The organism is Labrys sedimenti, assembly GCF_034424805.1.
Lineage (GTDB): Bacteria > Pseudomonadota > Alphaproteobacteria > Rhizobiales > Labraceae > Labrys > Labrys sedimenti.
On the sequence record NZ_JAXOUF010000001.1, the window covers coordinates 1193043 to 1205215 of the forward strand.

Here is a 12173-nt window from a genome sequence, read left to right on the forward strand (position 1 = left end):
AGTTTTACTCCGTATTATCAACTTATTATCGCGCCAGTTGGATCTTCTTTCTTATCCTTGGCAGCAGAGGCGCTCAGCTCACCGTCCCTTGCTTGAAGGTCGGCGCAAAGCCACCGGAATCGCCGTCGTTGAAGCGAATGACGCGCGCCTCCTCCTGAAACTCCGCACAGGACTGCCGCCAGATCACGCCGGGCCAGACCAGCTCGACCGAGGCGTCCTGTGGCCGGTAGAGCGCCGTATAGAGCGTGCCGTAGCCCCTGCCATAGGAGGTCTGGTAGACGGGCGGCCGCAGGAAACCGGCCAGGACGTTCTCGGTGCTCTGGTGCACGGCCAGCGCCTTCTCCAACGCCGCCTCCCGTTCCACCGATTTGGTGGTCTGGGCATGGCGCGCCCATTCGACGCCGTGCTGATGGTTGGTGCTGACGAGCTTGGCCACCACCTCGGCGGGACGGTCGGGATTGACATAGACGGTGGCGTGATGCCCTTGGCGATCGATCAGTGCCACCGAATAGGACATGTGCACCGGAATGCGCCGCAGCATCTCGATCGCCTCGGCGGTATCAGAGGCGAATTCCAGCACATAGCGCAACACGATGGGAATGCCGAAGCCAGGCCCCGCCGCGGTCCGCCCGCCGAACGAGAGCGAGACGGCAAGGCCGTCCTCGTTGATGCCGTCGAGCACGCCCCACAGGCAATCGACCACCGCCACCACCCGCTTGCCGTTGAGGCGGGTGGCGAGCCAGGAGCCTTCCAGGAGACGCGGGCTGTAGTCGTAATTGCGGATGAGGGCCGGCTCGGGACCGGTGATGAGCGCCTGCGAGCAGCCGCCGACATAGACCGGCGGGCACCACATCGACAGGAAGCGCGCCTCCAGGTCGCCATCGCCTGCCGCCGAGACGATCGCTTCATAGGCCGGCAGCAATTCCGGCATATGGGCACGCATCGCCTTCAGGCTCGCCAGATAGGTCGGGCGGGCCCTGATGCCGTCCTGCATGAACCAGCGGCTATAGGCATGCCAGTGACGATCGAACAGCTGGCGCCATTTGGCACCGGGCTGGTCTTCGTCCACGGCTTCGAACAGGAGATCCATGATCGCACTTACAGGATCTTGAAAGAGCTGGCCGATGGCGTGTCGTCGCGTTGGACTTCCGTCAGCGGCTTGGTGGCATAGAGCCGCTTGATGCCCTTGATCCAGTTCAGCGCCCGCTCGTTCAGGTCGAACTCGTCGTTCATCACCCGGCCTCGCGTGATCAGGATGCCGAGATCGGCCCCCTCATAGCGATAGTCGCCGGGGCCTGTGATGCGCAGGAAGAAAGCCTCCTGTTCGTTCTCGATGGCCTGGCGGTGATAGTCGAAGCGGTCATAGGACACGCTGCCGTCGGGCGCCATGTGATAGATGCCCGACGAGGGCGCATGGGTGACGATGTCGACGATGTCGTCGGTCGCCTTGATCACCACCTGCGACCAACTGTCGATGAATTCCTTCTGGGCCCAGCGATTGTTCAGTTCCTCGACATCGATCTTGTACTTGATGCCGGAGAATTCCATCAGGTGGAACATGAAGAGCGGCGCATCGGCATAGGCGAAGGCCGCATGATTGGTCATCGACGAGGCGCCGCAGATGCGCGGGTTGAGCTCGCCCAGATAGACTTCGTTGTCCTTGACGTCGATCAGGAAGTCGAGGTCGAAATAGCCGCGGTACCCCTCCTTCACCAACTGGTTGCCGAAGCGATAGGCCATGTCGCGCGCCTTGGCGCGGATGGTCTCGGAGAAGGCTCCGGGAAAGATCTCGTTGCCGCACCAGCCGCCCTTATAGGGCGTCAGCTCGGGCTGACCGACGACTTCGGTGAGCAGCGGACCGACCAGCGTACCGGATTTGGTGGCGCAGGCTTCCATGGTGGCGCCGCGGCACTTGATCCGCTTCATGATCTTGACCTCGTCCTCGGCCGAGATCTCCTTGGCGTATTTGTTGTAGTCGTCCTCGCTGGCGATGAAGAAGGTGGTGTGGCCGCTGTCGCCGAAGGCAGTCTGCACCACGAGATCGGTGCCGATACCGGCCTTCTTGGCAGCGGCCAGCAGTTCCTCATAGCTCTTGGCGCCGGCCAGCGTGTTGGGCACGGATGGCACCTTGGCCTTGTTGCCGATGCGCACCGTTTCCATCTTGTTGTCGCAGCGCTGGCGCAGCGACGCCTTGGGGAACCATACCTCGATGCCGAGATCGTTGCAGATCTCCTCGGTCGTCTCGTCGAACATCAGGAAGGTTGCCACTGCACGTCCGCCGCGGCGCTTGATGTAGTCGATCACTTCCTTGTGCTGGAGGAGATAGTTGTTGATGTCCTCGATACTTTCGAATTCAGCGTGAGGGATCTCGCTGGGAACGAAGACATTGGGGTGCCGGCCGTCGAAGCAGTCGATATAGCTGATGAATTTGAAGTTCCTCACCCATTCATCAATGCCGATCAGGTTGAAATTCGTCGCCGATATGAAATAGATCGGCTGCTCGTTGCGATGCATGACAACGCGCAGATCGGCAACATTACGAATGGTCTTCATTGCGAACCCCTTATGCTTTCCTGATCTTATCTTGTGCTTCTTCTTATGCTTTTTCTTGGGCATACAGTCAGAACCTAGCAAATTTGCTCGCTACCGTGTCAAGCGTGTCGTGACGTGCTTGACCTCGAGATAGGAAGACATCCCCCACGGCCCGAGCTCGCGCCCGATGCCGCTTGCCTTGAAACCACCCCAGGACGTCTGGACGAAGATCGCCTGCGGGCTGTTGATCCAGACATGGCCTGATTCCAGCGCATCGGCGACGCGATTGGCCTTGTCGAGATCTTCGCTGACCACGGTGGCGACCAGGCCGAAATCGCTGTCATTGGCGAGTGCAACGGCTTCGCTTTCACTGCCGAAGCTGCGCATGCACAAGACCGGGCCGAAGATTTCCTCGCGCCAGAGCGGACTGTCGACGGGCACGTCGCCGAAAATGGTCGGCTCGACGAACCAACCCTGGTCGAGCCCGGCCGGCTTGCCGCCGCCGGTGAGCAGCCTGAGGCCATCGGCCTTGCCGCGCTCGATATAGGACAGCACCTTGTCGTGCTGGGCCTTCATGGTGATCGGGCCGATCTGCGTCCCCTCGTCGAGAGGGTCGCCCGGCTTGAGGACGCGGGCCGCCGCCACCACCGCCTCGATCAGCCTGGGGGCGATCGAGCGCTCGACCAGGAGGCGCGAAGTCGCCGAGCACATCTGACCGGCATTGAAGAAGATGCCGCCGAGAACGCATTCCACCGCCTGGTCGAAATCGGCATCGTCGAAGACCACGATGGGCGACTTGCCGCCGAGTTCCAGGCTGACCGATTTGGTGCCGGGCGCCCCGGCTGCCATCACCCGGGCGCCAACCGCATTGGAACCGGTGAAGGAAATCTTCGCCACGTCCGGGTGCACCGTCATCGGTGCCCCCACCCGCTCGCCCGTCCCCGTCACGATGTTGAGCACGCCGGGCGGCAGGCCGATCTCCGCGGCGATCACGCCGAGTTCGAGCTCGACCACTGGTGTGATCTCGGACGGCTTCAGCACCACGGTGCAGCCGGCCGCCAGCGCCGGCGCCACCTTCCAGGACGTGGTCACCAGCGGGAAATTCCAGGGCACGATCAAGCTGGCGATACCGGCCGGCTCGCGGCGCAGGCGCGCGGCGAAGGCCGCATCCGGCACAGGCACGGTTCTATTCTGGCTGGCTTCGAGATCGGCGGCCAGTTCGGCATAATAAGCGAAGGATGCGGCCGCATCCGCCATGTCGATGCGCGCCTCGCCGAGCGGCTTGCCATTGTTGCGCGAGGAGATGCGAGCCAGTTCCTCCGTCCGTTCGGTCAATCGATCGGCGATGGCTTTGAGATAGCGCCCGCGCTCGCGCCCGCCGACAGCGCGCCAGGTCGGGAAAGCCACCTTGGCCGCCTCGACAGCCTTGGCAACATCGGCGGGGCCGGCCGCCGCGACCTGATGATAGGCAGTGCCGCGATAGGGATCGAACACCGGGATCTGCCCAGGCTCGACCGGATCCTGCCAGCGCCCGTCGATGAAGAGCTGGTGCTGCATGGCCGGCCTCACGCGTTGAGGGCTTGAGCCAGCGGCGAACCGGCCCGGATCTCGATCACGGTGGGCACGTTGCGCGTGGCGGAGGCGGCAAGTTCCTGCGTCAGTTCCTCGATGGTGTCAGGCAGTGCCGCCGCACATCCAAGTGCACGCGACAGGCCGACAAAGTCCGGCGTGAAGATGTCGACGCCGATCTGCGGGATGTCCCTGTCTGCCATGAAGGCCTTGATCTCGCCATAGGAGGTGTTGTTCCAGATGATCACCGCCGTGGCGATCTTCGCTTCGACGGCGCTCGCCATCTCCTGCAGCGAGAATTGCAGGCCGCCATCGCCGATCAGGCAGACGGAGGGCCGGTTCGGGGCACCAAGCTTGGCGCCAAAGGCTGCCGGCAGGCCGTAGCCGAGCGTGCCGTAGCCGGTGGAGGAGTTGAAATAGGATCGGGGCTGCGGTGCCTGGTAGAACTGGTTGACGGCGTAGACGGGCTCAGTCTGGTCGCCGGCCACCACCGCGTCCGGTAGCGTCCTGGTCACGATCTCCATCAGCTTGCCGTGAACGCGGCAGGCCGGCCACAGACCCGCCTCGACCTTGGCTCGCACGGCCTTAGCACGTGCTTCGCCGTCCCCCGCCGGACGTCCTTGGCCAAGAGCAGCCAAAAGCGCTGCCGAGGCGAGCTTGGCATCGGCCGCGATCGGCAGGTCGCAGCGCAGGCCGGCCGCGAGCTGGAGCGGATCGATGTCGATGCGGATCAGCGGCCCGCCGAAAGTCAGCGGTTTGGGCTCGGGATACATTTCCGTCTCGCCGAACTCGGTACCGATGGCAAGGATCGCGTCGCTGGCCGCCAGTTCCGCCAGCAGCGGCTCCATGCCGAGATTGCCGTTGAGGGCGAGAGGATGGCCGGGTTTCAGGATGCCGCGACCATTGATGGTGGTGAAGACAGGCGCATCGAGCCTGCCGGCGATGGCAGTGATCTCGGACGCCGCATCGGCCGCGCCGCCTCCAGCCACGATAAGCGGGCGCTTAGCGGCTTTGAGGATGGCGGCGGCCTTCTCGACATCGGCGGCGGAGGCGGAGGCCTTGGCCGGCAATGGCCAGGCCTGTGTCGACAGATCGCCGGCGGGCGCAACGATCACATCGAGCGGGATCTCGATATGTACCGGTCGCGGGCGCTGCGAATTGAACACGGTGAAGGCACGCGCCATCACCTCGGGAAGCTGGGCGGGATCGAGCAACGTATGGCTGAAGGCAGCGACCCCGGCCACCAGGTTGCGCTGGGAGGGCAGCTCATGCAGCCGCCCCTGCCCCATCGCCAGTTGATCCCGGGCATTCACCGCCGAGATGACCAGCATCGGCACCGAATCCGCATAGGCCTGGCCCATGGCGGTGGCGATGTTGGTCATGCCGGGACCGGTCACGATGAAACACACGCCGGGCTTGCCCGTCACCCTGGCATAGCCGTCGGCCATGAAGCCGGCGCCCTGCTCGTGGCGCGGCGTGACATGGCGAATCTTCGTGGCTGGCAGGCCCCGATAGAGCTCCACCGTGTGCACGCCTGGAATGCCGAAGATCAGCTCGACGCCATAGGACTCCAGCAGCCTGACAAGGTATTCGCCGGTGGTGAGGGACGAGCCTGACATGTGATGCACCGATTTTTGAGGTCTATCGCCGCTGCACGCCGGGAAGCACGCAGAGCATTTCGAACAGGAGATTGGCCGCGGTGATCGCGGTATTGCCAGCCGGATCATAGGGTGGCGATACTTCGACGAGATCGCAGCCGACCAGGTTGAGGCCCCAGCAGCCGCGAATGATCTCGAGCGCCTGTATGGTGGTGAGGCCGCCGATTTCCGGCGTGCCGGTGCCGGGGGCGATGCTGGGATCGAGGCTGTCGATATCGTAGGTCAGATAGACGGGCCCGTTGCCGACCTGGGCGCGAACCTCTTCCATCAGTGGCGTCAGTGACTTGTGCCAGCACTCCTCGGCCTGCACCACGCGGAAGCCTTGCTCGCGCGGCCAGTCGAAATCGTCGGCGGCGTAACCGGTGCCGCGCACGCCGATCTGCACGCAGCGCTTGGTATCGAGTACGCCGGCCTCGACCGCCCGGCGGAAGGGTGTGCCGTGGGCGATCGGCTCGCCGAACATGTGCTCGTTGATGTCGGCATGGGCATCGATATGGATCAGGCCGACGGGACCGTATTTTTCGGCCATGGCACGCAGGATCGGATAGCTCAGCGTGTGGTCACCGCCCAGGGTGAGCGGCCGGCAGCCATTCTTGATGATGTCGCGATAGGCATTGGTGATGATGTCGACGCATTTGGGCAGGTTGAAGGTGTCGATGGCGACATCGCCGATATCGGCCACCTGCAGGCTGTCGAACGGTGCGGCGCGGGTCGCCATGTTGTAGGGGCGGATCATGCAGGATTCGGTGCGGATCTGGCGCGGCCCGAAGCGCGTGCCCGGCCGGTTCGAGGTGCCGATATCCATGGGAATGCCGACGAAACAAGCGTCCAGCCCCTCCGTGGTCGGCTGCGTCGGCAGCCGCATCATGGTGGCGGGGCCGCCGAAACGCGGCATCTCGTTTCCACCGAGCGGCTGGTTGAAGGATTTGGCTGTCATGACTTCCTCCGATGGAGCCGGCGCTCGCCACTCCCGCGACCGCCTGCATCCTGAACTTCGAGTAACTGGGGCGAGGGCCCCAGTTTCTGGTAGCCGGTAATCCCCTACTCGTCCACGCGCGGCAGGATGAGGCAGGGCACCGGGGAATTGTGCGCGATCTTGCTGGAATTGGAGCCGAGGAACACCCGCATCACAGGTCCGAGGCTGCTTGATCCCACCACCAGCAATTCGGCATTTGCCCAGAGCAGCGAATCGAACGCGGCTTTCCAATTCTTGCCGTCGCCGATCTCCCCTGAGATTGCGACCGGGCCGTCCCAATGATCAAGAACGGCGGCCTGTGCGGCGCTCGCCTGTTCGCGCAGGGTGTTGGAGACGATATTCTCGGCATCATAGCCTGCACCGGTCGGATACATCTGCTTGTCGCGCACCACCAAAGTCACCAGGCGCAGGGGAACGCCGAGCAACTGGGCAAGCTCAGCACTGCGCCGGGCCAGCCCCGGCGAGGTGGCGCTGCCGGCAAAGGCGCAACTCAGCCGCCGCACCTGTGTCCTCACATCGGCCGAATACCCCCTCGGCGCCACGGCAACCGGCAGATGAGCCGAGCGCAGCACATCGGTGGTGACGTGCCCTTCCCCGAAACGGCCGAGCGGAGCGGCACGGGTCGACCCCAACACCAGGCAATCCGCATCGATGTCGGAGGCGACCTGCAGCAGACCATCACGCGCCGATGGGGCGGAGACGATGACAAATTCGGCCTGGACGTCGGGAGGCAGGCTCGCTCTGGCTTTCTCCTGCGCCTTGGTGGCGTGCTGGTGAAGGAAGTTGCCGTATTCACCATCGACACGAGCCGGCGAAGGCGGCCCCCAGGTATCGGGTGTGACGGTGCACACGACCAGGGAGGCGCCGCAGGAACGCGACAGTACCGCGCCGAGGGCGAGCGCCTCGCGCCCGCCCTGATCGGCGGAAAGGCCAACCAGATATCTCATTGGGCTGCCTCGCCGACTGCATTGTCAGGGGCCTCCAGCCGCGAATGGCGGGCCGAATAGGTAAAATAGAGCAGAGCGGCGATGGCGATCCAGACGCCGGTAATGGCGAAGACGATGCCGCTCAGCCTCAGGATGAGATAGATGCAGGCGACGATCGAGAGGATCGGCAGCACGGGGCCGAACGGGACCCGGTAGCCGCGCTGCATGTCCGGCTGGGTATAGCGCAGGATGAGCACGCCAGCGGAGACCACGGTGAATGCCACCAGCGTGCCCATGCTGGTGAGATCCCACAGCAGCCCGGCCGGGACGAAGGCGGCGATCAGCGCCACGAAGACCGAGACGATGACGGTGCAGGCGACCGGGGTCATGGTGCGCGGGCTCACATCATGGAAGATGGCCGGCAGCATACCATCACGGGACACCGCGAACAGGATGCGCGACTGGCCATAGAGCACGATCAGCGTCACCGAGAAGATCGAGATCACCGCACCGGCCGCCAGAAGATTGGCGGGCCAGCTCTGGCCCGTAATGTTCTGCAGGATGGTGGCAAGGCCGGCTTCCTGCCCGCCGAACTGGCTGGCCGGCTGCACGCCAAGGGCCGCGACGGCCACCAGCACATAGAAACTCGTGACGATCACCAGGGCAGAAATGATGGCCAGCGGCAGGTTGCGCTTGGGATTGATCACTTCCTCGCCCGCCGTCGACACCGCGTCGAGGCCCACGAAGGTGAAGAAGATCGAGGCCGCAGCCGCCTGCACGCCGTTGAAGCCCTTCTCGCCGAAGAAGGGCGTGAAATTGGTCGCGTTGAAGGCACTGCCGGCAATCACGATGAACAGCGTCAGCACCGCCAGCTTGATCAGCACCATGATGGCATTGGTGCGCGCCGATTCCTTGGAACCGCGCAGCAGCAGCAGGCAGCACAGCGCCACCAGGATCACGGCCGGCAGGTTGATCAGGCCGGAACCATCGGCGAAGAAGGCCATGGCAAAGGGGTTGTCGCTATCGGGAAGGGTGATCGGTCCCTTGGTCATCCAGCCCGGCAGCACGATGCCCGTCAGGTTGCTCAAGAGCTTTTCGACATATTCGGCCCAGCCGACCGCGACCGCTGCGGCGGAGATGCCATATTCGAGCACCAGGCAAGCCGCCACAAAGAAGGCAACGCCCTCGCCCAGCGTGGCGTAGGCGTAGGAATAGGAGGACCCGGAGACCGGGATCATCGAGCTCATCTCGGCATAGCACAGCGCCGACAGCCCTGCCGTGACGGCCGCGATGACGAAGGAGATCACCACCGCCGGGCCGGCCACGGGCACCTGCTCGCTCAGCACGAAGAAGATGCCGGTACCGATCGTGGCACCCACGCCGAACATGGTGAGCTGAAACAAGGTGATGGAGCGACCGAGATGACCATGGCCATCGCCGCTGTCGGCAGTATCGGCGACCAGTCGACTAACCGGCTTCTTGCGGGTGAGCCGCTCGATGAGGGATGACGCCATGCTTTCACTTCCCCTGGATTGCCTTTGCGGGTGCCTTCTTATTGTGCGCCAGTGTAGCTCCGGGCCCAGCAAAAGTGCTGCCAAATTTCCGTCACATTTCAACACTTGCTGCTGCCGGAGCATGGCGGCACGCAAGTTTGTGCCGCTCGGGTGCCGTGCTCCGTCTTGACGAGATCACCCGCAAGGTATCCTCATGCCGCCTTGAAAGTGGGCCCGCTGGAATCGCGGCGGGCGGCCGAGCGGCAGGGAGCGAAGCATATGAAAGACGACGATGGCTCGATCCGGCTCGACCAGGTCGACCTGCGCATCCTGGCGCGTCTGCAATCCGATGCCCGCGCCACCAACCAGGAACTGGCCGACGCGGTTGGCCTGTCGCCCAGCCCCTGCCTGCAGCGTGTCAAACGTCTCGAAAAGGCAGGCGTGATCTCCAGTTATCACGCCAGCATCGACATCGCCAAAGTCTGCCGCCATGTCGACGTTATCGCCGCCGTGACCTTGAACAGCCATGGCCTCGACGACTTTCTCACCTTCGAAAAGATGGTGATGGGCATGCGCTATGTGGTGGAATGCACCAAGGTAAGCGGGCCGATCGACTATCTGGTGCGCTTCGTCTGCCCCGATATCGGCTCTTACCAGATGCTATCGGACGAATTGCTGAAGCTCGGCCCCAAGATCGGCAATTTATCGAGCTATATCGTGCTGAAATCGACCAAGCCGTTCAAAGGCGTGGCGCTCGACGACCTCGTCGCTCCACAGCCTCGCATGACGCCCCGCTTGGATTTCTCGGCGAAAACCGCTACCCGGCAAGCGGAGTGAACCGATGAGAGCTGGAAAATCATGTCAGGCCTTCACGCCGAGGTGAACGATCTCTCGCCTTCTGCCCCGCGGCGCGACAATTCCCGTTTCCTGATCGCCGGCATCCAGATGCCGGTGCCCGTCACCGGCCAGAACATCGCGGCAATGGCTGCACAACTGGAAAAGGCGATAGCGCTTTATCCCGGCGTCGACATGGTGGTGTTCAGCGAACTCGCCGCCCACGGCCCGCTGCATGCCTGTGCCTCCCCCGACCCGCAGGCCGACGAGGCCATCTTCCAGGCCCTGGCCGCCAAGCACCGTATCTGGATCATTCCGGGCAGCGTCTTCGTCGAGCGCGAGGGCAAGACCTTCAACCATGCCGTGGTGATCAATCCCGCCGGCGAAATCGTCGGGCGCTATGACAAGATGTTCCCCTTCATGCCCTTCGAGGCGGGGGTGACCGGCGGCAGCGAGTTCCTGATCTTCGACGTGCCTGGCGTCGGCCGTTTCGGCTTGTCGATCTGCTACGATATCTGGTTCCCGGAAACCACGCGCACGCTGACCTCGGCCGGCGTCGAGGTGCTGATCCATCCCGTGCTGACAGGCACCACCGATCGCCAGGCCGAGCTCGCCATCGTGCAGGCCACGGCGGTGATGTTCTCCTGCTACGTCTTCGACGTGAACGGCCTGGATGGCGGCGGCATCGGCCGCTCGCTCGTCGTCGATCCAACCGGCGTGGTGCTGCATCAATGCGGCCAGGCCACCGAGATCTTCCCGATCAACATCGACCTCGGCCTTGTCAGGCAGGTCCGCAATGAAGGCGCCAATGGCCTCGGGCAGGTGCTGAAGTCCTTCCGCGACAAGAATGTCGTGCTGTCGACCTACGCCGACAACGGTGCCTCAGCCTATCTCGACAGCCTGGGGCCGCTGGTCGCGATGCGCAAGCGCGACTGGGCCTGAGCGGTTCAGAGCATCTCCAACCCCTGCTTGCGGCGTGGCGGCGGAAAGGCAGCGTCGAGGCTGGCGCGATCGGCATCGCTGAGCTTGATCGCCAGCGATCCCAGATTCTCCTTCACCCGATCGGGATGACGGCTCTTGGGAATGGCGACGATACCGGGCTTGTCGAGCACCCAGGCGAGCGCGATCTGCGCAGAGGTCGCCCCATGGTCTCGCGCGATGGCGTCCAGCACCCGGTTCCTGGCCAGCGCTCCCTGCTCGATGGGGGAATAGGCCATGATCGGCATGGAGCGCTCGCGGCAATAGCCGATCAGGTCGTACTCGATCCCACGCCGGGTCAGATTGTAGAGCACCTGGTTGGCTTGGCAGTCCGGGCTGATTGCCTCGACCTCCCGCATGTCGTCGACGTCGAAATTGGAAACGCCCCAGCGCAGGGTCTTGCCGGCCCGCTTCAGTTCGTCGAAGGCAGCAATCGTCTCTTCGAGGGGTGTCGAGCTGCGCCAATGCAGGAGATAGAGGTCGATGCGGTCGGTGCCCAACCGCTTGAGGCTCTCCTCGCAGGCGCGAACCGCCTGGCGACGACCAGCATTCGAAGGCAGGACCTTGGAGACGAGATAGACCTGGTCGCGCCGTCCCGCGATCGCCTGTCCGACGACCTGCTCGGCACCGCCGCTGCCATACATCTCGGCGGTGTCGATCAGGCCAATGCCGAGGTCGAGCCCGGCGCGCAAGGCGGCGACCTCGGCTCCGGCCTCCCGCCTCGCCTCGCCCATGCCCCAGGTGCCGAGCCCGAATACGGGCATAGCGGAACCATCCGGCAGCCGGGTGGTGGAAATCGTCATGATCTTACTCCCCGTATCGGCGCCCGGGATACTGCGATCCCTGCCGCAGCGACGATCCTACCGTCCGCTCCGCCGGATTTCGACCCCTATCCGCCGGTCACGCGCGACCAACTGTCAAAAGAGAGTAACCGGCACGGAAAGCGGCAATTACCCTCGCTTCTTGCCTCGATACCACCGATTTCCCCTACCTCTTTGCGGTAGATGAAGAAGAAAAAAGGAGTGACGGAAAGGCCATGCCGGCGATCGGAACCGACAGGCTGCGGCGGTCGCTAAACCCCTCAAGGCCTCTCCTTACGTCATCCGGCACTATGACGGCAGCATGACAGCTACGTCTCCTAGCCGCATGGTGGAATGGATTGCTACTTTCGGCCGAGGCGAAAACCGTTTTTCCCACACCACCCCAA

10 protein-coding genes are annotated in these 12173 nt (G+C 63.8%); 2 read left to right on the top strand and 8 right to left on the bottom strand.

From position 1 onward, the window contains the following. Nucleotides 1-73: 73 nt before the first annotated feature. From U1R88_RS05775 to U1R88_RS05805, 7 genes are all read right to left on the bottom strand, one after another. The gene (locus U1R88_RS05775) at nucleotides 74-1090 is read right to left on the bottom strand and encodes a C45 family peptidase (protein WP_322430367.1); all 1017 of its coding nucleotides are present in this window, start codon (nucleotides 1088-1090) and stop codon (nucleotides 74-76) included. A gap of 8 nt (nucleotides 1091-1098) precedes the next feature. Further along, entirely contained in the window at nucleotides 1099-2553 is a 1455-nt protein-coding gene (locus U1R88_RS05780; RefSeq protein ID WP_068295981.1) for a biotin carboxylase, read from the bottom strand. A 90-nt stretch (nucleotides 2554-2643) separates the two neighbouring features. Beyond that, entirely contained in the window at nucleotides 2644-4089 is a 1446-nt protein-coding gene (locus U1R88_RS05785; RefSeq protein ID WP_322430368.1) for an aldehyde dehydrogenase family protein, read from the bottom strand. Between the two features lie 8 nt (nucleotides 4090-4097). After that, nucleotides 4098-5720 (bottom strand): 5-guanidino-2-oxopentanoate decarboxylase, encoded by a 1623-nt coding sequence (locus U1R88_RS05790; RefSeq protein ID WP_322430369.1) that lies wholly within the window; start codon nucleotides 5718-5720, stop codon nucleotides 4098-4100. Nucleotides 5721-5742: 22 nt separating this feature from the next. Further along, a complete protein-coding gene (speB, locus tag U1R88_RS05795) occupies nucleotides 5743-6696 on the bottom strand; it encodes an agmatinase (protein WP_068295975.1) in 954 nt (317 codons plus the stop codon). Between the two features lie 104 nt (nucleotides 6697-6800). Next, a complete protein-coding gene (locus U1R88_RS05800; RefSeq protein WP_322430370.1) occupies nucleotides 6801-7682 on the bottom strand; it encodes a universal stress protein in 882 nt (293 codons plus the stop codon). Continuing rightward, entirely contained in the window at nucleotides 7679-9175 is a 1497-nt protein-coding gene (locus U1R88_RS05805) for an APC family permease (protein WP_322430371.1), read from the bottom strand. The genes U1R88_RS05800 and U1R88_RS05805 overlap by 4 nt, the downstream gene beginning before the upstream one ends. Nucleotides 9176-9433: 258 nt before the next feature. On the opposite strand from U1R88_RS05805, the gene U1R88_RS05810 reads away from it, so the two are divergent. Together U1R88_RS05810 and U1R88_RS05815 are read left to right on the top strand one after the other, a co-directional pair. Continuing rightward, a complete protein-coding gene (locus tag U1R88_RS05810; protein WP_322430372.1) occupies nucleotides 9434-9991 on the top strand; it encodes an Lrp/AsnC family transcriptional regulator in 558 nt (185 codons plus the stop codon). Between the two features lie 21 nt (nucleotides 9992-10012). After that, nucleotides 10013-10930, top strand: a complete 918-nt coding sequence (locus U1R88_RS05815) for a carbon-nitrogen hydrolase family protein (protein WP_322430373.1) — start codon at nucleotides 10013-10015, stop codon at nucleotides 10928-10930. 5 nt (nucleotides 10931-10935) lie between these two features. Here the strand turns inward: U1R88_RS05815 and U1R88_RS05820 are convergent, their stop codons facing one another. Then, on the bottom strand, nucleotides 10936-11769 hold the full coding sequence (locus tag U1R88_RS05820) for an aldo/keto reductase (protein WP_322430374.1): 834 nt from the start codon (nucleotides 11767-11769) through the stop codon (nucleotides 10936-10938). Nucleotides 11770-12173: the final 404 nt, after the last annotated feature.